This is a genomic window from Paraclostridium benzoelyticum (assembly GCF_001006285.1).
Taxonomy (GTDB): Bacteria; Bacillota; Clostridia; order Peptostreptococcales; family Peptostreptococcaceae; genus Paraclostridium; species Paraclostridium benzoelyticum.
Genome location: NZ_LBBT01000271.1, coordinates 1 through 23,647 on the forward strand (window position 1 = coordinate 1; position 23,647 = coordinate 23,647).

Here is a 23,647-nt window from a genome sequence, read left to right on the forward strand (position 1 = left end):
ACTAAATCTCCTTTTTCTAATTCATCATACTCTGCTAGAACTGCATATATACCGTAATCTTCAGTTTTATATTTATTGTGATTTATTTTATAAAAATTATTTACTTTTTTAAAATAAAATTTCTAGCTTCTATTGTTCTAGGGTGTATTATTTGCTTTCTATCTATTACTAATTTTATAGTGTTGTCGAATGATTGTAATAATGACTTATCCATTTGACCGTTATAAGCTAGCTCTCGCAGTTCTTCTACTCCAGGATAATTTCTATTTTCTTCAATTATATCGGCTATGTATATAATTTTTTCTAGCATGTCCATATTAGATCTTCCTGTAGTATGATACCTAACAGCAGTTACTATATCTAAATCATCTATAAAAAATTCATGTCTAACTAAAACTGATCCTATTATACTATGAGACAGTGCTAAGTTTTCTTTTTCATAATCATCTAAGTATATTTCATATTTTTTTACATAATACTCAACTTGTTCTTGATTTAAATACTTTGCACAATCGTGAAGTATACCTGCTAAATATGCTTTTTCTTCATCGTATCCATATATCTTACTTAATTTTACTGCACACTTAGCAACACCTTCAGAATGTAACATTCTATTTTTAGGTAGCATTTCATTTAATTTAATTATTAAATTTTGCGAATCCAAAATTATTCAACTCCATTTGTATATATTTTTTTTTCATAAATATAAGATTCCACACATTCAGGTATTAAATATTTAATAGATTTACCATGTTTTATATGGTTTCTTATATAAGTTGACGATATATCCAGCGAAGGAACATTTACTGACCTTATATTAGCATCATATCTAGATTTTAATCTTTCTATTTTCATTTTAGCTTCATTAGAATTTATTCCCGGTCTATTTGCTGCTATAAAAGTTGCTAATTCAAAATTTTCCCCAACATTTTTCCAACTTTCCATATCGCAAATAGTATCAGCTCCAGTTATAAAGTATATATTAGCATTTGGATAAATTTTATGTAGTTCTTTTAAAGTATCTATTGTATAAGTTCTAGTATTTCTATTTATCTCCATATCCGAAACAACAAAATCATCATTATTCATTGTAGCCAATAAAACCATATTATATCTATCTTTTTTATCCGTTCTTAGTTTTGATTTATGAGGTGGGTTACCAGTTGGTATAAAAAGTATTTTGTCAAGATTGTAAGTTTCTCTTACATATTCTGCTGTTGCTAAATGCGCATAATGTATAGGGTCAAAAGTTCCTCCCATTATACCTATATTTACATTCTCATTTCCCATTTTATGAAAATTTGACTTTAGGTTGTTAAAATTTTTTGCCTTTAATACTAATTCATCAATTCTCATTAAAAATCTCCTTTTGTCCTTTATACTTTTATTGTATCATTAATTTTAGCTTCTTTGATACAATTATTCTATATTTTACGGTATAATTTTGTACATGATTAAAATGCATTGAGTTCAGTTTTATAAAGGAGGTAGTTATGTCTATAATAACAAAAATAGAAGCTCAGAAAAAAAGCGAAGATAGAGTTAACATATATTTAAATGAACAGTTTTTTATGGGAATTTATAAAGAACTAGTTTTTACATTAAACTTAAAAAAAGGAATGGAAATTGATGAAGAGGTTTTAAGGGGTTTACTACATGATGAAATGTATATAAAAGCTAAAAACAAAGCTTTATCAATACTTTCTAAAGCACCTCAATCAGAAAAAAATATAATAAGTAAATTATCTAATGACTTTGATGAAGACACCATAGAAGAAGTCTTAGTTTTTTTAAGAAAGTATAATTTTGTAAATGATGAAGATCTTGCTCAGCGAATAACTAATACAAACTTAAAAGTTAATAAGTGCGGTAAAAACAGAATAAAGCAAAATTTATATAATAAGGGTATTGATAGAAGTACTATAGACTCTGTTATATCTGATATAGATAGTGATGTAGAGTTTGAAAATGCAATGCATTTAGCTAAGAAGAGATACGAGCGTGTAAAAAATGAAGATAGAAACAAAATATATCAAAAAGTTTCTCAACATTTAGCTTATAAAGGATTTAGTTATGACATTATAAAAAGGGTTCTAAACAAACTTCTTAATTGTGATGAGTCAGATTATTATTAAATAAATTATGGAGTCTTCAAAATAATTATGTTTTGAAGACTCCATAAATTTTTAATACTTATATATTCTAATTTACTCGTTTAAGTTTAATCTTTTTAATTCTACCTATAGTTATAGGTACTTTTTCTACTTCAACAATACTTGTATCTATACCAAACCATTTTTCAGGAGATACATTGATTTTCTTTATAAATATTTTAAAACTCATTATTAAATTATCCCAATTTGATAATTTACGTTCCTTAGAAATTACTTCTTCTAAAATTATAAATTTAAAATCACCTACATTTTTATTATCTATCATTTTTTGTTTTATTCGTTGTACCTAACCCTATCAATTAAAGATTCTTTATTAAAATTCTTACTTATTATATAAGTTAATGTTAACTGTGCAATTACTATACATAAAACCATAATTAAAATAGGAATAAGCGGGAATGCATATGATGCATAAGAAGCTCCAGTCTTTCTAAAAACATAAACAGCAATATATCCTAACCCACTTCCTAGTGTTAAGGAACTTAAAAGCATAGTCCCTGTGTAAAACATAGCTTCAATATTTAACATTTTTATAAGTTGTTTATCCGTTAAACCTATAGCTTGTAACATTCCTAATTCTTTTTTTCTAGTTATTATACTAGTTATCATAGAGTTTATTAAATTCATAAATCCTATAACCCCTATTATTATAACCAAACTATATCCTACAGCTTTAGTCATTTTTATAGATAATTCATTTAATTCTATTTCATCATCTATATATCTAGCGTCTATATATTCATTTGATTTATCTAAGTTTTTAATAAATTCTTTTACTTCATCATAACTATCTTCAGCAACATGTATACCTAAAGTGTTAGTTGTGTCTGTTTTAAACAAATTTTTAAATACATCATTGTGAATTAAAAAAACACCTGTAGCTGATGTTATAGCTTGAATTTTAAATGTTTTATTAAACTTATCTTTTCCATCATATAATGTTAAAGTTATTTTGTCTCCTGCTTTTATGCCAAACTCTTTTGCTAATTCTGGATATGCAAAAAGTATCTCATCTCCACTTTTCAACTTTTCAATATCTATTTTTCCATCTTCAAGATAAAATTCTAAATCCTCTAAATCTTTCTCATCTATTCCTGATAACTGCTCATATTTATACTCATTTCCTAAATTATTAACTTCTACTTTAGTGGTATTTATGCTTTCTAAACTCACAACACCATCCATATTTAATAGTTCACCTCTAAAACCTTTACCTAATGGATTTTTAGTTTGTAAAATATTAAATTCAGTGTTTGGACTATCTTCTTCTCCAAAAGTATATCCTGATAAGTTTATACTTATATCATATGAAAAATGATCTCTTACCATTTTTTCAGCATTTATACTATTTAAAACACTAGCTATAACAACAAATATTATTCCACTTAATGAAAGTGATATTATAGTTACATAAGTACGCTTTTTATTTCTTTTTAAATTTGCATTCGAAAGTCTTTTTATATTTATATATTTATATCCTTTTCTAGTTTTAGATTTTGTTTTTATATCACCACTATATCTTACAGCATCAATAATAGATACTTTTGATGCAACCTTCATAGGCTTTAACAAAGATATAAATACTGTTAAGAAACTTACACCCATAACACCTATTATTATTGGAAGGTTTTGTACATCTGCTCCATTAAAAAATACTTTTGTTAATACAAATTTATTTATTGCATATCCTAATGCAATTCCTAGTGGTACAGCTATTGTAGATAAAAATATACCTTCTTTTAAAACAATTGCTTTTATTTGTTTTTTAGTAGCTCCTATAGCTCTAAGTTTTCCAAACTCCTGAACTTTACTTGTTATTGATAGATAAAATATATTGTAAATTACTAATATGCTAGATAATATAACTATTATTGCTATTGTAGCTCCCCACATTATAACTTGAGTATCTGGCTTTAAGGTATTTATATAATCTTCATTTACATTTATGCTACCCTTTGGTATATCTAAGTCTTTACCTGTTTTTTCTACTTTTGATATAAGTTCTTCCCCAGATAATTTATTTTCACCTTTTATAGTTATAAATACATTTGAAATTTCTTTATCCATATCTCTAGTTGATTCCATATAATCTTTCGATACTATGCCAGCATAAGATTTTTTAAGTTTAGAAATTTCATTTACTTTTGTAATTCCAGTTAATATGAACTCTGATTTAGTAGTCCCCTTTTTTGCAAAATCTTCATATTCTAAATTAATCTTTTGACCTAATTTTTTTTCATACCCCATTTTCTCTAAAGCTAAATCATCTAAAACAATTTCATTTTTTTTAGTTGGAAGTTTTCCATCTATAAAATTTTTACTACTAAATTCTATAGCATTATTATCTATATATCCTATACCTATTTTAGTCTCATCTTCATAATCCTTACTTCCTATGCTATTTATAATTCCAATTTTTTCAATTTGAGAATGAGCTTTAATTTGCTTTAGTTTTTGCTCATCTATCTTTCTGTAAACTCCATGTTGAGTTCCTGAGTACTTCCTAACATTTTCTTTACTTAAAAAATTCCAATCTGCACAAGTCAATCCAACAGCAGTTAAAAGTGTAGTTGCTAGAATTATAGTAATAATAATTAGTGTAGATTTTGACTTATTTTGTTTTAAATTACTTTTTGCTATTTTAGTAGTGTTAATCATTTATAACACCACCTTTTAAGACCTTTCCATCTTCAATATATATAACCCTATCTGCCATTTGTGCTATAGTTTCATCATGAGTTATCATAACTAATGTCTGGTTATATTTTTTTATCATAGATTTTAGCAAACTCATTACCTCATCTGATGTTTTTGAGTCTAAGTTTCCAGTTGGTTCATCAGCTAATATTATAGATGGTCTAGTTGCTAATGCACGAGCTATAGCAACTCTTTGTTGTTGACCTCCTGATAAAGTATTTGGAAGTGACTCCTTTTTATCACTTAACCCTAAAGCCTTTATTATATCATTTATAAATTCTTCATCTACAGCCTTATTATCAAGACCTATAGGAAGTACTATATTTTCCCAAACATTTAGCGATGGTATCAAGTTATAATATTGGAATATAAATCCTATTTTTCTTCTTCTAAAAATAGCTAAAGATTCGTCCTTTAATGAAAATATATCCTTACCATCTATAAATACTTTTCCATCTGTCGGTCTATCTAGCCCGCCTATCATATGTAATAGTGTACTTTTCCCTGAACCTGATTTTCCTACTATAGCTACAAATTCCCCTTCAATTATTTCTATGTTATTGTCATCAATTGCTTTTACTAAGTTTTCTCCTTCTCCATAATATTTTTTCAAGCCCCTAGTTTTTAATATACTCATATAGTTTTCTCCTTCTCTTTTTCTTACTTTTTATACTTTAATGTTAAGCTTTAAGTCTTACATAACACTTTCATAAAGTCTTACACTTTCGTAAGAAACAAAGAAAATTTACTACCTTCACCTTTTTGAGATGATACAATTATATTTCCACCTTGGCTTTCAAGTATTTTTCTGCTTAAATAAAGTCCAACCCCTGAACCTTCTAACTCTTGAACTTCTTCACTTCTATAAAATCTTTTAAAAATATTATTAAATTCATTTTTATCAATTCCAATTCCATTATCTTTTATATCAATCCTCATAAAATTTATAGCATCTTGAACATATATATCTATTTTCCCTTTTAAGTTAGTATATTTAACTGCATTATCTAAAATATTAAATATACATTCTTCTGTCCACTTAGAATCATGAGGTACTATTTTATCATCAAAATCATTTAAATTAATAGATATACATTTATTAATAGCTTTTGGTTTTACACTTTCTATAGCCTTAATAATTGTTGATTTTATGTTTTTATTTTCTTTTTTTATATTTATCATACTTGTTTCTAATCTTGATATGTTTACTAAAGACTCAATGAGACTTTGCAATTTATTTATAGACATACCACTTGTTTTCAAAAACTCAGTTCTATCTTCCTCATCTAAATCTTCTTCTAATAACAATGAATTATATAATTTCAAAGACGCTAATGGAGTTTTAAGTTGATGTGATATATCAGTTACTAGCTCTTTTATATTTTCTTTTTCTTTATCTAAATCTTTAATTTTAATATTTATACTTTTTGATAATTTATTTAAATCTGAATGAATTATATTGAATATACCTTCTTCTTTAAAAGCATCTTTTATATTGTATTTCCCATGAATTATACATTCTACATTTTTACTTACTTTATCTAATTTATTAAATACATATTTCATCAAATTGCACATTATTAACATTATTAATATTATGATTCCTACAAAAACAATTAAATTATTTACCAGGAAATACTTTATATGTTGTTGAAAATTTATATTTTCTATCATTTTATAATTTTTATCATATCCATATTTTTTCAATACCTTCTCGCCTAAATCACTGTAGTCTTTATCATTAATATATATATTATTTACTATGTCTGCCTCAAGCTCTGGGTGTTCACTTACTATAGACCCCACAATTTTTTTATTTATATTTAATTGTTCTAAATATATGTTTTTTAAATTGTTATATTGATTCATGCTAAATATAAATAAAATCGTTATTAATCCTATCCCCATATATATAGATATACGCTTCACAATTGGCTCTCTTCTTAATAAATCTATCATTTTTTAATACACCTCTTTTCAAAAGTGTATCCAATTCCTCTAATATTTTTTATAAATTTAGGCGTAGATGGGTTATCTTCGACCTTTTGTCTAAGTCTTCTTATATTCACCGCTACAGTATTTTCATCCACATAATTTCCATCAATATCCCACAACGCTTCCATCAATTGTTCTTTAGTTATAGTTTGACATGAGTTTTCCATTAAATACTTAAGTAATTTACTTTCATTTTTACTAAGAATTATTTCATTTTCTTCTTTTGTAAGCTTACTATCTACATAGTTAAAAGTTATACCATCACAACTTATACATGTTTCATTGCTAGAGTTTCCAATTCTCTTCATAATTGCATTTACTTTGGATATTAAAATAATTAAACTAAATGGTTTTGTAATGTAATCATCCGCTCCAACATCATACCCAGTAACTATATCAACTTCTTGATCTAATGCAGTTAACATTATTATATGAACATCACTTATAGTTCTTATATATTCACAAAACTCAAACCCATCTCCATCAGGAAGTCCAATATCAGATATAATCAAATCAATTTTCTCATTTAAAAATATATCTTTAGCTTCTTTTATACTAAATGTTGTAAATACCTTATATCCTTCTCTTTTTAATTTAAAGCTTATTCCCCTATTTAAAGACCTATCATCCTCTAATAATAAAATATATCCCATAAAACGCTCCTTTATATTATCCTTTTACATATATTTTACTATGAAGGTCTTTTAAAACAAATAGAAAGTAGTATGAAATTAATTTTTATTTAACCTCATACCACTTTCTATTTTTTCAGTTGCTATATATTTTTAATTACTATGTTTATCACAGTATACATTAATTCCATCACTTAAGAATTGAGCTAATCCTAATTTATACTTATCTATATTTTTTGTAAATCTCTCATCTGCTACATACATTATGCCTAAGCCTCTAAATATTTCTATAGTACAGTCATAAAAATTTTCACTTATATGATTTCTCCATTTTCCAATCACAATTTGCACTTCTTCATCTGCAGGAGATTTATCCATCAATTGTGCCAATTCTTCATAAATTTTATTAGCTTCATCGTTTATTTTCTTCCAATCGTTTTCGCCATATGAACTAGTTTTTTGTTTACATTCACCATAAGCATCACTATCCCCATACTTTCTCTTTGTTTCATCTTTATATTTTTCCTCGTGCTGTTTAATTTTTTCATAATCAAATACCTTAAAATCTTTTTTACTCATACTCTTATTTCCTCCTAAATCATTTATTTGTTCATCAATAGACTGAATTATATTATTTAACCTATTTCTTTTTTCTAATATCAATTCTTTTTGAAATGATAAAACTTCTTTCTTATTTAAATTTTTATCATCTAAAATTTTTTTAATTTCATTCAATGGAAAATCCAATTCTTTAAGTATTAAGATTTGATATAATCTTTTTATATCTTGATCGCTATATAGCCTATAATTCTTTTCAGTTTTTTTACTAGGAATTAAAACTCCAATTTTATCATAATGGTGAAGCATCCTAATACTTACTCCACTTAGTTTCGAAACTTCATTTACTTTATACATATTTGCCTCCTTAAAAATATATTAAGGTATTACATAGTGTTAGAGTCAATAATAATTTTAACCTATTTTTGTTTTATAAAAAATAGGATGTCTAAAAAGACATCCTAACTTGATTTTTATGCAGCTTTTTCTTGCTTTAAGTTCTCTTCATCAAACTCTAATACATCTAACTTTTTAGCTACTAACTTAGTAGTACTAGCTTGAACTATTAAAGTTATTAGTATTGTCATAAATACTATCGAAGATATTATCTCGTATCCTGGAACTTTCATCGATACAACTATCCCAGATAATGCAGCTGGTATAACTCCAGTTTCTCTAACCCACATCATAAATAATTTATCGTTTATTTTCCATTTAGCTTTAATATCAAATACTGTACAAATTAATACTACTAGTGGTCTTGCAATAAACATTAAAACTAATACTACTATCAAAGAAGGTAACCAATATTTAGCTAGTGCTCCTAAATCAACATGTGCACCTAATACCACAAATATTGACATACGACATAAAGATGCTACACTCTCTCTAAAGTGATGTTCAGATTGGAAAGATTCCTCAGGAACCCATAATCCAAATAATTTTTTATTTCCAGCTATAAGTCCAACTATAAATACCGCCATATATCCACTTCCATGTAAATATGTTGCTATTTCATAAGCTAATATAACTTTAAGTATAGATATTATAGGTGCGTATGAATGGAATATTCCCCATTTATTATCACATATAAGAACTGAGAATATATATCCAATAATAATCCCCACTATAACTCCTACAACAACTGCTACTAATAGCTCTTTTGCACTTTCTCCGGCTGAAAAGCTTCCTGATGTAACTATCGCAAGAAGTGTGCTTACAATTATAGCTCCTACTGCATCGTTAAATGCCGACTCACTTACTACTGTTTGCTTTATTTTATCTTTTATAGTAACTTGCTTAAATACTGGTATAAGTGCTGCAGGGTCTGTTGATGCTATTATTCCTCCTACAAGTAAAGATGTCATTATTGGAAGTCCAAAAATTTTATTAGTAGCAACTCCTACTACTATAGTTGATATTACAAACTCCTAATGTTGCTAATAGCCCTACACTAACCTTTACTTTATTTAAAACTTTTAAGTTAACTTCTCGGCCACCTTCATAAAGAATAAATGCTGATCCAAAAGTTAATATAAGATTGTTTTCTATAGGAAATGAATCTACACTTATTAAGTTTAAAACTGCTGGCCCTATTATGATTCCTGCTATTAAATATAGTATTACATCTGGTAATTTAAGCTTTTCACTTAATTTACCTAATATGACTCCTATTACAACTATTGCTGAAAATATTATTAATAAATTATTGGTAGCAATAGCTTCTACTGTATTTTCCATATATATAACCTCCATCTATAATATAAATTAATTTATCTTATCAATTCCAAGTATTATTTTACTATTGCTTTTATCATAAGTAAAATTAATATTATAAGTGGTTATTATTCATATTTTTAATGATTGTTTAAAACTTTCTATTGAATATATTTTCCTTAAACGCAAAAAACTGATAGTAATCCTTTAATAAGTATTACTATCAGTTTTATATTTTAATTATTTAGATACATTACCTGCTACATTAAGTATATCCCATGTTCTTGCAAATGGTGGTGCATAACATAAATCTAGCATACCTAATTGGCTAGTTGTTAATTTTCCAAATATAGATGCAGCTATTACATTACATCTTTGAACAGCATCTTTATATCCTGCAACTTGTCCTCCTAATATAACTTTTGTATCAGCATCATATACAAGCTTTACATACATTTTATTTCTTCCTGGATAATAATTAGTTTGGTTAAAGTCTGATATAAACTTAGATTTAACCTTTATTCCTAACTTTTCTGCTTGTACTTCTGTTAATCCTGTACATGCAGCTTCCATATCCATAATTTTTATACAACTAGACCCTAAAGACCCTTGGAAACTATTATTAGCGCCAGCTAAATTTTCTCCAACTATTCTTCCTAATTTATTAGCACCTGTTGCAAGTGGAACATATGAATCTTTACCTGTTACTATATTTTTTATAGTTGCACAGTCACCCGCTGCATATATGTCTTCTACTGAAGTTTTTCCAAACTCATCAACAATAATTGCTCCATTTGGTAGCATGCTAACTTTACTATCTTTTAAAAAGGCTGTGTTCGGTCTTACTCCAGTTGCTATTATAACTAAATCTGCATCATATTCACCTTTATTTGTTATAACCTTTTTAACTTTTTCTTCTCCAACTAACTCACTAACTATTTCCTGTAATCTTAAATCAACATTATGATTTTTAATTTCTTCTTCTAATATATCAGTAAGTTCTTTGTCAAATACTTGAGGTAAAATTCTATCTTCTAGCTGGAATACCGTTACTTCTTTCCCTAATTTTTTAGCTGCTTCAACTGCTTCAAGACCTATAAATCCTGCACCAATTATAGCAACTTTTTTTATTTCATCTCTATTCATTAGTTCTTTAACTTTTATACCATCATCTAAACTCTTTAATGTTGACACATTTTCAAGTTTAACATTTTTTATAGGAGGTATTATGCTACTAGCCCCTGTTGCTATCATTAATTTATCATATGAATCTTCAAATATTTCTCCATTTTTTACATCTTGAACTTTTAATTTTTTTGAATCAGTATCAATTGAAGTTACTTCATGGAATATTTTTAAGTCTATTCCACTTTCAACAAACTTTTCAGGCGCTCTTGCTATCATATTTTGAGGATCATCGAAGAAGCCACCAACAAAATATGGAAGTCCACATGCTCCAAATGATACAACATCTGTTTTTTCATATACAACTACTTCATAATCAGGTTTCATTCTTTTTAATTTTGCAGCAGCACTCATTCCAGCTGCTACTCCACCAATAATTACAACTCTCATCTCTTTTCTCCTTAAAAAATAATGTATTTTAAATAAATTTCTTAATTTCTTGTGTCTAGTTTTAAATTATAATATAGCAGTTACCCATTATTTATGATATATTAACACATTTCAATCATTTTTTCTACTTTTTTGAATTTTAAAATTTCACAAAAAAAGATACCCAGTTAAATTGGGTATCTCATAAATTATCTTCTAGATTTTTTAGTTGGTCTTCCTTTTTTAGACACTGTATTATCAACTTTTTTAGCTTTCGCTTGCTCGTGTCCTGGGAATATTATCTTTGGATCTTCTTCATTTCTTTTATATATAGTAAACTTAAATCCTATAGCTTGAACAAATTCTGCTCTTATAGCTTCGCATATAGCATTTGCAGTTTCTTTAGCATCTAATCCAGCATTTTCTAATATAGAAACTTTAACTATTTCTCTAGCTTTTAACATATCTTCTAATTGATCTAAAAAGCTTTCTGTAACTCCTTCTTTACCTATTTGAGTTATAGGTTTTAAAGTGTTAGCAACAGATCTTAAGTATGCTCTTTGCTTACCTTTTAACATGTGTCCACCTCTTTACGTCTTTAATTAGTTTTAATTATAGAATTCGAATTCTATATCGTATATCTTAACAGTATCTCCATCTTCTATGCCCATTTCTCTTAGTTTATCAAATACACCTTGAGATTCCATAGATTTTTGGAAGAACTGAACAGATTCCATATCTTCAAAGTTAACAGAGTACATTATTCTTCTTAAAGCTTTACCTGTAACAACATATACTCCATCTTCTATTTCAACTTCTAGTCCATCTTCAGTTTCTTCAACTAATTCTGGTCTATACATTTCTTCTTCAGTTACTAACTCAACGTCTTCAACTTCGTTTAATAATTGAGCAACATAAGCTATAACATCATCAATTCCTTGTCTTGTTGCTGCAGACATTTTGAATACTTTGTATCCTCTTGACTCTAATTCATTCTTAAAGTTTTCAAAGTTACTTTCATCTTCCATTATGTCTATTTTGTTAGCAACAACAACTTGAGGTCTAGTAGATAACTTTTCATTATATAACTTTAACTCATCATTTATTTTATCAAAATCTTCTAAAGCATCTCTGCCTTCTATTCCTGATATATCGACTATATGGATTAATACCTTAGTTCTTTCAACGTGTCTTAAGAAATCATGACCTAATCCTATACCTTCTGCAGCACCTTCTATAAGTCCTGGTATATCAGCAAGTACAAAACTTTCGCCAAACTTAGTTTGTACAACTCCTAAATTTGGTGTTAAAGTTGTGAAATGATAGTTAGCTATTTTTGGTTTAGCTTTAGTTACTACTGATAAGAATGTTGATTTACCTACATTTGGGAAGCCTAATAAACCAACATCAGCTATCATTTTTAACTCTAATATTATCCACTTTTCTTCTCCATCAGTTCCTGATTTAGCAAAAGCAGGAGCCTGTCTTATTGCATTGGCGAAGTGTTGATTTCCTCTTCCACCTCTTCCACCTTTTGCAACTACTGCTTCATCGCCTTCTTCTTTTAAGTCAGCTATTATAAGACCTGTTGCTTCGTCTCTTATTATTGTTCCTGGAGGAACTAATAAAACTAAATCTTCACCGTTTTTACCAGCTTGTCTTTTTTTAGTTCCATCTCCACCAGCTTGTGCAGAATACTTAGTTTGATATTTAAAATCCATTAATGTTCTTAATCCTGAATCAACTTTAAATATTATACTAGCTCCACGACCTCCGTCTCCTCCGTCTGGTCCTCCTGCTGGAACGTATTTTTCTTTTCTAAAAGATACTGATCCGTTACCACCGTTTCCAGCTTTTACAAATATCCTAGCCTTATCTATAAACATATTAATTCACCTTCTTTTTTAAAGCTTTTTTATTTATATTTGCCACAATCTATAATATAAATTCTCTCCGAGCTATTTTAATCATTATATTTTAAAAATTCGCTTCGCTCATGTCGCCAACGACTTTGTCCGTTGCTCAAAAGTCTTTTTTACTTTTTATAAATCAATTTAAATTAGCTCTATAATTTATAAAAAACTTTAATTTAATATAGTTTCTTAGTAAGTAAAAAAGGAGTGTATGAACACTCCTTTTTTTAGCGTATTACTCAGCAACTGGGTATACACTTACTTTTTTTCTTTTCTTGTCTTTTCTTTCGAATTTAACAGCACCGTCAACTAATGCGAATAAAGTGTCATCTCCACCTTTACCTACGTTAGTTCCTGGATGTATCTTAGTTCCTCTTTGTCTAACTATTATACTTCCAGCAGTTACAACTTGTCCATCGAATCTCTTAACACCTAATCTTTTAGAAACAGAATCTCTACCGTTCTTAGAAGATCCTACCCCTTTCTTAGATGCAAGTAATTGTAAGTTCATTTTTAACATTCTGGAGTCACCTCCTACTTTTTTAGAATTTTTATATTTTTTGGGTATTCCCTTTTAATTTCACTAATAGCTAATTGAAAATGTTGCAGTAACAATTGAGCTTTGTCTAGATATTCATCTTTAACAATGCATTCAATGTGACCTTCTTGGCCTACAACTTTATCAAATTCAATTTTTTGCAATGTACTTAAAGAATTTATAACTGATAATGCGTTGGATGTGACCGCAGCACATACAATATCAGAACCAAGTTCTGCATAGTCAGCATGTCCATTAAGACAAAAACCTTTAAGCATGAAATCGTCGTTTTGATAATATTTAACTTTTATCATGGCAATTACAATTAAGCGTTTATTTTTTCAACTACTAACTTAGTGTAAGCTTGACGATGTCCGTTCTTTCTTCTGTAGTCTTTTTTAGCTTTATATTTGAAAACTATAACTTTCTTAGCTTTACCTTGCTCTACAACTTTAGCAGTTACAGATGCACCATCAACAGTTGGAGCTCCAACTACTAAGTTTCCATCTTTAGAACAAGCTAATACTTCGTTTAAAGTAACTACATCACCTTCGTTAGCGTTTAACTTCTCTACGAAGATTACATCACCTTCAGCAACTTTGTATTGCTTTCCTCCAGTTTTAACTATAGCGTACATAAATACACCTCCTCGGTCTCAAACTCGCCAATACAAGGTACTCATAAGAGATTTACAAACCTTTATTGAGCGGCACTACATTTATAAATAATACTATAATTTATATAAACTGTCAACTAACTATTAAAAATAATATTCATATTTTCATGTTGAATTTCAGCTTTTTTATCTATATCTATTTTTACATTGTATTTCTTGCTTATGCTATCAATTTTATATTTATAATTTTGGTTTATTTTATCTGAAACATAAGGATTTAACTCTATTTTAACTTGTCTATACGAAGTATGTTCTTTTGTTCGCATTACTTCCTTTTCTATTTCGTCTAAAATTCTATTAATTGACTTTATACTTTCTCCAGTTTTACATACAAAACATTCACTAAGATAGTAATTATCTATAGAATCTTTTTCTCTTCTCCTAGCAATTTCAACTAACCCAAGTTTTGTCATCCCCATAACATTTGTTTTTCTTCTATCTTTATCTGTTTCATTGCTTAAAACTTCTAATAGATTTTTTTTATATTCATTTTTTTGCATATCTATAAAATCTACAACTATTATACCTGCTATGTCCCTAATCCTTAAAAGTTTAGAAATTTCTATAGCTGCCTCTAAATTAGTTTTATATATTGTTTCTTCTAAATTAGAGTTTCCAGTAAATTTTCCTGTATTGACATCTATTACTGTTAGAGCTTCAGTCTTATCTATTATTAAGTATCCACCACTCTTTAACCATACTTTTCTATTTAAGTATTTATCTATCTGTGATTGAACTGAATGTAGGTCAAATACATCCTTATTGTTTTCTAATAATAATTTATCTTTATAATTTTTATCTATACGACCTAATATATTTTTTAGTTCTTCGTACTTCTCATTATTATTTACAATAATTTTTAAAACATTATCATTAACATTGTCTTTTATATATTTAGATGCAAAATCAAGGTCCTTGTATAAAAGTTTAGGTCCTATGCCTAACTTATATTCTTTTAAAACACTGTTGTATTTTTCTTTTAAATCAAATATATCTTGTTCAATTTCTTCTTTTGAACATCCAACCGCTTCAGTTCTTATAATCCCTGTAAACTCTTCATCAACGCCTTGAACTATCTTTTTTAATCTAAATCTTTCTTTTTCTAATTTTATTTTATTTGATATAGTAAGCCTATCATTTGAGGGTATATAAACTAAGTATCTTCCTGCAAAACTTATTTCAGTATTAAGTTTTGCACCTTTTGTCCCTATAGCTTCTTTATTTACTTGAACCAAAATATCTTGTCCACATTTGACCTCTTCATTTTTCTTCATGCTTAAATATGCAAGCTTGTCACTTCCAATATCAACAAAATAAGCTTCTATACCTTTTAATGCCTTTTTTACAACACCTCTATAAATATTAGAAACATTCTTACTTGAACCACTCTCTATAAAAAGTTCACTTAACTTTCCATCTTCTAACACAGCTACCTTTTGAGAATTAACCAATGACTCTATAACAATATTTTTCAAAAGCTCACTTCCTATCCTTTCCTTAATTCACCTTCATCGAATATCCATAATCTTTTCTTATATCTATTTTAATAAAATGCGAAGATTGTGATATGTGTGTTTGTGTAACACTTTACATGCAACGCACGTCGTGTGAAGGAGACATATATAGCACAATCGAGCACCCCACTCTCGATATCAGAAAAGAGGTGGATATCCACCTCTTTTCTACATTGGAGTTACTAACTCTCCATCTTTAACTATATATAATTCTCTTCTTAATATATCTACATCTAATGGATCAATATCTAGTTCAAATACTTCTAACATTTTAGGTATAAATATATTAGTATTTAAATTCGCCTTAGATCCTGTAGCCATAGTTGATTCTAAAGTTATAACTCTATCTTCAACATCTATAACATCAAAATTCTTTATCATAGGTCTGATGTTAACTTCTACAGTTTTTCCTTTTTTATTTTTCTTACTTATTATAATTTCTTCTTTATTCATTAATTCTGCTACTTTAGTTTTTATAAACTCTTTAGATAGTTCTTTATCTACTTCTATCGTAAACATATATTCACCATATTCTATAGTAGATGCTAATGATGGAACTTCTTTAGTTATTTCCTTTGTATTTATAAATTTTATACCATCTGGCATAGCAGTATTTATTTTTTCCATAAATTCATCAGCACTTAAATCATCTTCTATTTCAACGTCTAAGTACTCCCCTTGACTTTCTGTACCAAGTGCTAGTGCATGTCCATAACTCATCTTAGGGTGTGGGTTAAATCCTTGAGAATATGATAATTGTATTTCAGCTCTTCTAAAAGCTCTTTGTAATAATCTTTGTAAATCAAGGTGCGATATATATATCATGTCATTTTCTTTTTTAAATTTACATCTTATTATTTTACTCATAATTAGCACATCCCCTTTCCTATAGTATGAGTGTTTATTCCACATCCATTACATTTATGTCTACAATCAACTGTTACTTTTTCTTGCTTTGATTGCTCATTTTCTCTAATTAAGAACTTTTTATTAACTCCAACATCTAAATGATCCCAAGGGAATACTTCTTCATAATCTCTTTCTCTATTTGCATAGAAAGCTATTTCAAGATTATTATTTTCCATTGCTTCTTCCCATATTTCTAGCTTAAAGTGTTCAGCCCATCCATCAAACTTAGCACCAGCTTTATATGCATCGTATATAACCTTACCTAGTTTTCTATCTCCTCTAGCAATAACCGCTTCCATTAAACTAGTTTTTGAATCATGATAGTTATATTTAATATTTCCATTCTTTAATTTTTTAACTAAATGTCTTTGCTTTTCTCTAACTTGCTCTGTAGTATCTTGTCCATGCCATTGGAATGGTGTAAAAGGCTTAGGAACAAATGTTGAAGTACTAACAGTTACTCCAAATGCTCTTCTTAATTTACCACCATTAACGTCTCTGTATATATCTATAACTTTATAAGCAAGATTTGCTATTCCATCTAAATCATCATATGTTTCAGTTGGAAGTCCTATCATAAAGTATAATTTTACACTATTCCATCCCATTTCAAATGCTTTTCTTGTAGCATTTTCTAGGTCTTCTTCTGTTACACCTTTATTTATAACGTCCCTCATTCTTTGAGTTCCAGCTTCTGGAGCAAAAGTAAGTCCTGATTTTCTTACTTGTTGTATCTTCTCAGCTATTTCCATAGAGAAATTATCTAATCTAAGAGAAGGTAAAGATATTCCTATATTTTTAGACGCATATTCTTCTACTAAGTAATCTGTAAGCTCCGACAAATTGCTGTAATCACTTGTACTTAATGAAGATAATGATATTTCATCATATCCAGTATTCTTAACTAATTTTTCTAATATTTCTTTTAATCTGTCTAAGCTCTTTTCTCTTATAGGTCTGTATATCATACCAGCCTGACAGAATCTACATCCTCTTGTACATCCTCTAAATAATTCTAAAACTATTCTATCATGCACAGTATCTATAAATGGTACTATAAGTTTTTCTGGATACTCTACTAAATCCATATCTTTAATTATTCTTTTGTGAGGGTTTTGTGGTACTCCCTCTCTATTAGCTTTAACTTCTTTTATAGTATTGTCTTCATTGTAAGATACATCATAGAACTTAGGTATATATACACCCTCTATGTTAGCTATATCTAATAAGAACTCATCTCTAGTAGTCTTATTTTTCTTCCATTCTTTATATCTATTAACTATTTCTAAGTTAACTTCTTCCCCTTCTCCTAAAACAACTATATCAACAAAGTCTGCCATAGGTTCTGGATTATAAGCACAAGGTCCTCCAACTAATATAAATGGATCATCTAGCTTTCTATCTTTAGCAAGTATTTCAACTTTTGCTAAATCCATCATATTTAAAATATTAGTATATGATAATTCATATTGAAGTGTAAAAGCTAAAAAGTCAAAATTAGTTATAGCTTCTCTTGACTCTAGTGCAAATAAAGGAATATTATTTTCGCGCATTTTTTCTTCCATATCTACACTTGGAGCATATACTCTTTCACAAAATACATCTTCATCTCTATTTATAACGTCATATAATATATGACTACCTAAATGGCTCATTCCTACTTCATAAAGATCAGGGAAACAATGAGCATATCTTATAAGATTTTCATTTGTTGTATCTTTATGTATCGAATTTACTTCATTTCCTAAATATCTAGCAGGTTTTTCAACCTTTTTAAGAATCCTCTTCAAGTCTACTTTTTTATTCATAAAAATCCTCCGTAAGTTTATTTCAGTATATAAACATAAATATTATTATACACGATATACTAAGATGTATCAAAATATAATTACTTATATATTTGCAATTTGTAGTTTATTATATACAAAACTTTACTATTTTTTGTTAATATAGTATTGAGTGCAAAAGTTTTGAGAATTTTTCAAGTTTTTTGTATACAATATGTTTTAAAGTTTTATTAATGGGTATATTTTAAATATAATTACGTATTTTATTAATCACGGTTTAGGAGGATTTTTTTATGAAGGAAGCTTTTGAAATTAAAAAAGATATTTATTGGACTGGTGTTATAGATAAAGACTTAAAAATCTTTGACATCATAATGGAAACTGAATTTGGTACAACTTATAATGCTTATTTTATAGACGATGAAAAGAAAGTATTATTTGATACTGTAAAACCAAACTTTAAAGGTGAATTTATCGAAAAATTATCATCTTTAACAAAAATAGAAGAATTAGATTATGTTGTTATACATCATACTGAGCCAGATCATGCTGGTAGTTTAAAGTATATACTTGATATAAATCCAGATGTAGAAGTTATATGTACAAATGCAGCTAAAATGTACTTAGCTGAACAAGTTAACAGACCATTTAAGTGTCATGTTATAAAAGATGGGGAAACTTTAAACATAGGTAAAAGAACTTTAAAATTCATATCTGCACCATTCTTACACTGGGCGGACACAATGTTTACTTATATAGAAGAAGATAAAACATTACTTACTTGTGATGCTTTCGGATGTCACTTTGCAAGCGTAGATCCAGATGTAATAGACAGTGAAGATTACTTAAAATCAGCTAAACACTACTTTGATTGTATAGTTAAGCCATTCTCTAAGCATGTTTTAAAAGCTGTAAACAAGGTTGTTGAATTAGGATTAGATTTTGATACTATATTAACTTCTCACGGTCCTATATTAAGCAAAGACCCTATGGCTCAAGTTAAAAGATATGTAGAGTGGTCTACTGAAACTGTTAATACAACTAACCAAGACCAAGTAGCTGTATTATACTTATCAGCTTATACTAATACAAAATTAATGGCTGAAAAAATATACGAAGGTATAAAATCAACAGGTGAAGATGCTACTTTATATGATATAGAAAATATGGATTTAGCAGAACTTCATGATGTTATGGTAATGTCTAAAGGTATATTATTTGGTTCTCCAACAATAAACAGAACTATGGTTAAACCTATGTGGGATGCTTTCTCTCTAATAGATCCTATGGCTAATCAAGGTAAATTTGCTGGAGTATTCGGATCTTATGGATGGAGTGGTGAAGGTATAACTATGGCTGAGCTACTTGTTAAAAATATGGGATTCAAGATGCCTGTTGAAACACTTAAGAAGAAATTCTTCCCAAGTGATGAGACTTTACAAGAATGTTTTGATTTCGGTGTTAAGTTCGCTGAAGCAATTAAATAAATATATAAATAAAAAAGCTAGCTCAATTGAGCTAGCTTTTTTATTTATATATTTACATACGTTGAGTATTTGTCTTTCTAACTTCTCTCCAAGAAAGTTCTCCTCTATCTAATGCTTTAATAAAAATCTCAGCTGAAGCAAGATTAGTAGCAATAGGTACATGGTACACATCACAAAGTCTAATTAAAGCTTGTATATCTGGTTCATGAGCTTGAGCTGTCATTGGATCTCTTAAAAATATTACTAAATCAATATCTTGAGAAACTATTAATGACCCTATTTGTTGATCTCCTCCAAGAGGTCCTGAAGCTAATCTTTTTATCTTTAACTTAGTTTCATCTTCTATTCTTTTTCCTGTAGTCCCTGTAGCATATAATCCATAATTGCATAAAATAGATTCATATCCTATACAAAATCCAACCATAGTGTTTTTCATTTCATCATGTGCTATTAATGCTATATTCATACGTCACCCCTAATATATTAGAAATTTATTTTCTTTCTTCTCATACCTACATTTAGTACAAGACCTAAGTTAGCTAAAGATGTCATAAGAGAACTTCCTCCATAACTAACAAATGGTAATGTTACTCCTGTAACAGGTATTACAGCAACAGTCATTCCAATATTCTGTATAACCTGATAAGCAAACATGCTCGCTACCCCAATAACTATTAAGGTTCCATAGAAATCTTTGGCTTCTTTTGCAATAACGATCATCCTTATTAAAAATAATCCATACAGTAAAATTATTACAAACATTCCAATAAGCCCTAACTCTTCGCCTATAACCGCAAATATAAAGTCACTATCTTGAACTGGTAAGAAGTCATTTTGATTTTGAGTTCCTTCATATAACCCTTTACCCGTAGGTCCACCTGAGCCTATAGCTATCATTGACTGCATAACTTGATAGTTACCAGGTAAAGTAACATCCTCTGGGTGTAAGAAAGCATCTATTCTTATTCTTTGATGGGGAGCCATTACCATATACATAAGAGGCATAACTACAACTATTGCTATAAGACCTCTTTTAATTATTTTATCATTAAGTCCAGCAGTAAACAACATTCCTCCTATTATACAACAAAATACTATAGCCGTTCCTAAGTCTGGCTGTACAAGTAAAAGTAATATTATAGGTGCAGCATATAATGCAAGAGATACTATATCTTTTATTGTCTTTAATTTACCTTTCTTTTCTTCAACAATTTTTGCATAACTTAGTATAAAAGTTAATTTAACTAATTCTGACGTTTGAAAGTCTAAAGGTCCTAAATGTAACCACGATCTAGCCCCTGCATTAGCCTTTCCTATTCCTGGTATCCATACTAATACTAATAGTATTATACTAATTATATATAATGCTTTGTAATACTTCCCTAGAAAATTATAGTCAAATAGCAGTATTACAAATATAAGCCCCATACCAAGCAAGAATGCTAATCCTTGTTTGGTTATCTGAGCATAATTCCCTGTAGTAGTTGCATGAGTTGCACTACTTAATATAACAAGCCCGAATCCAAATATACAAACAACTAGCGCAATTAGCCTCCAATCAAGCTCTTTAATTAATTTAAACATTGATCTAAAATCAAACATGTTATCACCATCTTTCTTATTTGTGACAATACCTACGTAGTATCATTTGTGTTAATGCAAAAAGGGGTTTGCTAATACGCTCCCCCCATTTTTCTATCTACTTCTTTCTTTTATATTCTTTAATGGTATGTTAGCAACTAATGCTGATATAGGACCATCTTCTTCATCACTTCTAGATTTAGCCATTTTTATTTCTAATCCGTCTTCTTCTATCTCAGCATAATTTGCAATAACTTTAAGTATATCTGACTTAATAAGGTCTAGAAGCTGTGGAGAACAGTCTATTCTATCATGCACTAAAACTAGTTTAAGCCTTTCTTTTGCTACATTCTTACTAGTTTTAGATTCGTTAGAAAACATCTTAAATAAATCTAACATGAATTTATCCCCCTTCACTACTTAGCCATTCCAAACATCTTCTTAATTTTAGTTAGTATATTAGTTTCTTCTTCTACTTGCATAAGAGGTATATCTTCTCCCAAAATTCTCTTTGCAATATTTTTATAGGCTTGTCCTGCATTAGATCTTGAGTCTAATATTGCAGGTTCCCCTTTATTAGTAGAAACTATTATAGTTTCATCATCAGGAACTAATCCAACTAAGTCTATAGCAAGAATTTCAACTATATCTTGTTTATCCATCATATCTCCACGCTTAACCATTTCATTTCTAATTCTATTTATAACTAAGCGTATATCTTTTACTTCGTTAGCTTCTAAAAGGCCTATTATTCTATCTGCATCTCTCACTGCAGATATTTCAGGGTTAGTTACAACTATAGCTCTGTCTGCTCCAGCTATAGCATTTTTAAATCCTTGTTCTATTCCTGCTGGGCAATCTATAATTATAAAATCAAATGACTCTCTTAACTTATCACATAAATCTTTCATTTGTTCTATAGATAGAGCATTTTTATCTCTAGTTTGAGCTGCAGGAAGCAAATATAAATTATCAAATCTCTTATCTTTTATAAGAGCTTGCTTCAATCTACAAGTTCCCTCAACAACATCAACAATATCATACACTATTCTATTTTCAAGACCCATTACAACATCTAAATTTCTAAGGCCTATATCAGCATCAACTACAACCGTCTTTTTATTTTCTAAACTTAAAGCAGTTCCTAAGTTTGCAGTTGTTGTAGTTTTTCCAACTCCACCTTTGCCTGATGTTATAACTATAACTTCACTCATAATACTACCCCCTCCTACATTAACTATCTATTTATTTTTTTGGGTAAATAATTTTCTATAACTATTGTTTCATTGTTTGTAAATGCTATTTCAGGATTTATATCATCACTTGGCGAATATTCCTCTTCAGGCGCTTCAGCTATATAATTTGCAATCTTTAAAACCATAGGATTTAAATTGTTAGCTACTATATAAGCATTTTTATTACCCTTTGACCCTGCATGTATAAATCCTTCAACTTTACCCATTACAACTACATTTCCATATGCAATGACTTTAGCTCCTGGGCTTATGTTGCCCATTACAACAGCGCTTCCTGTAGCCATAACTTGGCAACCTGGTTTCATATCACCCATTACAACTACATCTCCTTCAAATTCTACATTTTCTCCAGAACGCATATTGTTTACATATTTAGTATCATGATAAGCATATGGTATCTTAATTTCCTCTTCTATAAACTCAATATCAAATCTTGAAGTTATATCTTCTTTTAATCGAAGTAATTCAACATCACTTAAATGATTATAATTTATAGAATAAATTTTAGCTCCATTGAAAAAACCTATAGATGTTTCTATTTTATCTATTATGCATTGTCTAATTTCTTCAAACGATGCCTTTCTTTTTACATTAATAACTATGCCTCTTTTATTTCCTTTAAATTCCACTAATTCCTCATTTGTTGCTTTAAAAGACATT

General features: G+C 28.5%; 26 protein-coding genes. 2 read left to right on the forward strand and 24 right to left on the reverse strand.

Annotated elements, in window-relative coordinates; genetic code table 11:
• Positions 1 to 100: 100 nt before the first annotated feature.
• Both yqeK and nadD read right to left on the reverse strand, forming a co-directional pair.
• Positions 101 to 664 carry a bis(5'-nucleosyl)-tetraphosphatase (symmetrical) YqeK gene (yqeK, locus tag VN21_RS13720; protein ID WP_046823757.1) on the reverse strand — a complete coding sequence of 188 codons (564 nt, stop codon included), beginning with the start codon at positions 662 to 664 and terminating at the stop codon, positions 101 to 103.
• Positions 665 to 666: 2 nt separating this feature from the next.
• Positions 667 to 1,356, reverse strand: coding sequence for a nicotinate-nucleotide adenylyltransferase (gene nadD / locus VN21_RS13725; protein WP_152650817.1), 690 nt, complete (start codon positions 1,354 to 1,356; stop codon positions 667 to 669).
• 137 nt (positions 1,357 to 1,493) lie between these two features.
• Here nadD and recX point away from each other — a divergent pair, with 137 nt between their 5' ends.
• Positions 1,494 to 2,135: a recombination regulator RecX gene (recX, locus tag VN21_RS13730; protein WP_046823758.1), complete on the forward strand. Its 642-nt coding sequence runs from the start codon at positions 1,494 to 1,496 to the stop codon at positions 2,133 to 2,135.
• A 67-nt stretch (positions 2,136 to 2,202) separates the two neighbouring features.
• On the opposite strand, the gene VN21_RS13735 is transcribed toward recX, so the two are convergent.
• The 17 genes from VN21_RS13735 to VN21_RS13810 all read right to left on the reverse strand — a co-directional run bounded on the left by VN21_RS13735 (position 2,203) and on the right by VN21_RS13810 (position 18,684).
• Positions 2,203 to 2,439 carry a hypothetical protein gene (locus tag VN21_RS13735; protein WP_046823759.1) on the reverse strand — a complete coding sequence of 79 codons (237 nt, stop codon included), beginning with the start codon at positions 2,437 to 2,439 and terminating at the stop codon, positions 2,203 to 2,205.
• Positions 2,440 to 2,447: 8 nt separating this feature from the next.
• The gene (locus VN21_RS13740; RefSeq protein WP_046823760.1) at positions 2,448 to 4,832 is read right to left on the reverse strand and encodes an ABC transporter permease; all 2,385 of its coding nucleotides are present in this window, start codon (positions 4,830 to 4,832) and stop codon (positions 2,448 to 2,450) included.
• Entirely contained in the window at positions 4,825 to 5,508 is a 684-nt protein-coding gene (locus VN21_RS13745) for an ABC transporter ATP-binding protein (RefSeq protein WP_046823761.1), read from the reverse strand. Before VN21_RS13745 ends, VN21_RS13740 begins: the two co-directional genes overlap by 8 nt.
• A gap of 80 nt (positions 5,509 to 5,588) precedes the next feature.
• On the reverse strand, positions 5,589 to 6,830 hold the full coding sequence (locus VN21_RS13750) for a sensor histidine kinase (RefSeq protein WP_046823762.1): 1,242 nt from the start codon (positions 6,828 to 6,830) through the stop codon (positions 5,589 to 5,591).
• A complete protein-coding gene (locus tag VN21_RS13755) occupies positions 6,827 to 7,519 on the reverse strand; it encodes a response regulator transcription factor (protein ID WP_021428618.1) in 693 nt (230 codons plus the stop codon). Before VN21_RS13755 ends, VN21_RS13750 begins: the two co-directional genes overlap by 4 nt.
• Positions 7,520 to 7,651: 132 nt before the next feature.
• The gene (locus VN21_RS13760) at positions 7,652 to 8,413 is read right to left on the reverse strand and encodes a MerR family transcriptional regulator (protein ID WP_046823763.1); all 762 of its coding nucleotides are present in this window, start codon (positions 8,411 to 8,413) and stop codon (positions 7,652 to 7,654) included.
• Between the two features lie 116 nt (positions 8,414 to 8,529).
• Positions 8,530 to 9,423, reverse strand: a complete 894-nt coding sequence (locus VN21_RS13765; RefSeq protein WP_332840885.1) for a cation:proton antiporter — start codon at positions 9,421 to 9,423, stop codon at positions 8,530 to 8,532.
• A 22-nt stretch (positions 9,424 to 9,445) separates the two neighbouring features.
• Positions 9,446 to 9,796: a cation:proton antiporter domain-containing protein gene (locus VN21_RS19370; RefSeq protein ID WP_332840886.1), complete on the reverse strand. Its 351-nt coding sequence runs from the start codon at positions 9,794 to 9,796 to the stop codon at positions 9,446 to 9,448.
• A gap of 216 nt (positions 9,797 to 10,012) precedes the next feature.
• Positions 10,013 to 11,347 carry a CoA-disulfide reductase gene (locus VN21_RS13770; protein ID WP_046823764.1) on the reverse strand — a complete coding sequence of 445 codons (1,335 nt, stop codon included), beginning with the start codon at positions 11,345 to 11,347 and terminating at the stop codon, positions 10,013 to 10,015.
• A 188-nt stretch (positions 11,348 to 11,535) separates the two neighbouring features.
• On the reverse strand, positions 11,536 to 11,904 hold the full coding sequence (locus VN21_RS13775) for a YhbY family RNA-binding protein (RefSeq protein WP_021428595.1): 369 nt from the start codon (positions 11,902 to 11,904) through the stop codon (positions 11,536 to 11,538).
• Between the two features lie 30 nt (positions 11,905 to 11,934).
• Positions 11,935 to 13,212, reverse strand: a complete 1,278-nt coding sequence (gene obgE / locus VN21_RS13780) for a GTPase ObgE (protein ID WP_046823765.1) — start codon at positions 13,210 to 13,212, stop codon at positions 11,935 to 11,937.
• A gap of 262 nt (positions 13,213 to 13,474) precedes the next feature.
• Positions 13,475 to 13,759, reverse strand: a complete 285-nt coding sequence (gene rpmA, locus VN21_RS13785) for a 50S ribosomal protein L27 (protein WP_021428632.1) — start codon at positions 13,757 to 13,759, stop codon at positions 13,475 to 13,477.
• Between the two features lie 14 nt (positions 13,760 to 13,773).
• Positions 13,774 to 14,091 carry a ribosomal-processing cysteine protease Prp gene (locus tag VN21_RS13790; RefSeq protein ID WP_046823766.1) on the reverse strand — a complete coding sequence of 106 codons (318 nt, stop codon included), beginning with the start codon at positions 14,089 to 14,091 and terminating at the stop codon, positions 13,774 to 13,776.
• An 11-nt stretch (positions 14,092 to 14,102) separates the two neighbouring features.
• Positions 14,103 to 14,414, reverse strand: coding sequence for a 50S ribosomal protein L21 (rplU, locus tag VN21_RS13795; RefSeq protein ID WP_021428602.1), 312 nt, complete (start codon positions 14,412 to 14,414; stop codon positions 14,103 to 14,105).
• Positions 14,415 to 14,530: 116 nt separating this feature from the next.
• Entirely contained in the window at positions 14,531 to 15,928 is a 1,398-nt protein-coding gene (locus tag VN21_RS13800) for an Rne/Rng family ribonuclease (RefSeq protein ID WP_046823767.1), read from the reverse strand.
• A gap of 207 nt (positions 15,929 to 16,135) precedes the next feature.
• The gene (locus VN21_RS13805) at positions 16,136 to 16,834 is read right to left on the reverse strand and encodes a TIGR03936 family radical SAM-associated protein (RefSeq protein WP_046823768.1); all 699 of its coding nucleotides are present in this window, start codon (positions 16,832 to 16,834) and stop codon (positions 16,136 to 16,138) included.
• A gap of 2 nt (positions 16,835 to 16,836) precedes the next feature.
• Positions 16,837 to 18,684, reverse strand: a complete 1,848-nt coding sequence (locus VN21_RS13810; protein WP_046823769.1) for a TIGR03960 family B12-binding radical SAM protein — start codon at positions 18,682 to 18,684, stop codon at positions 16,837 to 16,839.
• Between the two features lie 272 nt (positions 18,685 to 18,956).
• Between VN21_RS13810 and VN21_RS13815 the strand changes: the two genes are divergently transcribed.
• The gene (locus VN21_RS13815) at positions 18,957 to 20,150 is read left to right on the forward strand and encodes an FprA family A-type flavoprotein (RefSeq protein ID WP_046823770.1); all 1,194 of its coding nucleotides are present in this window, start codon (positions 18,957 to 18,959) and stop codon (positions 20,148 to 20,150) included.
• 52 nt (positions 20,151 to 20,202) lie between these two features.
• Here the strand turns inward: VN21_RS13815 and mgsA are convergent, their stop codons facing one another.
• The 5 genes from mgsA to VN21_RS13840 form a co-directional block, all read right to left on the reverse strand.
• Complete coding sequence (mgsA, locus tag VN21_RS13820) at positions 20,203 to 20,616, reverse strand: methylglyoxal synthase (RefSeq protein WP_046823771.1); 414 nt, start codon at positions 20,614 to 20,616, stop codon at positions 20,203 to 20,205.
• A 17-nt stretch (positions 20,617 to 20,633) separates the two neighbouring features.
• On the reverse strand, positions 20,634 to 21,734 hold the full coding sequence (gene rodA, locus VN21_RS13825) for a rod shape-determining protein RodA (RefSeq protein ID WP_332840887.1): 1,101 nt from the start codon (positions 21,732 to 21,734) through the stop codon (positions 20,634 to 20,636).
• Between the two features lie 111 nt (positions 21,735 to 21,845).
• Positions 21,846 to 22,130 carry a cell division topological specificity factor MinE gene (gene minE / locus VN21_RS13830; RefSeq protein WP_021428631.1) on the reverse strand — a complete coding sequence of 95 codons (285 nt, stop codon included), beginning with the start codon at positions 22,128 to 22,130 and terminating at the stop codon, positions 21,846 to 21,848.
• Positions 22,131 to 22,147: 17 nt separating this feature from the next.
• Positions 22,148 to 22,945, reverse strand: a complete 798-nt coding sequence (gene minD / locus VN21_RS13835; RefSeq protein ID WP_046823773.1) for a septum site-determining protein MinD — start codon at positions 22,943 to 22,945, stop codon at positions 22,148 to 22,150.
• 23 nt (positions 22,946 to 22,968) lie between these two features.
• Positions 22,969 to 23,646, reverse strand: a complete 678-nt coding sequence (locus VN21_RS13840) for a septum site-determining protein MinC (RefSeq protein WP_046823774.1) — start codon at positions 23,644 to 23,646, stop codon at positions 22,969 to 22,971.
• Position 23,647 lies beyond the last annotated feature (1 nt).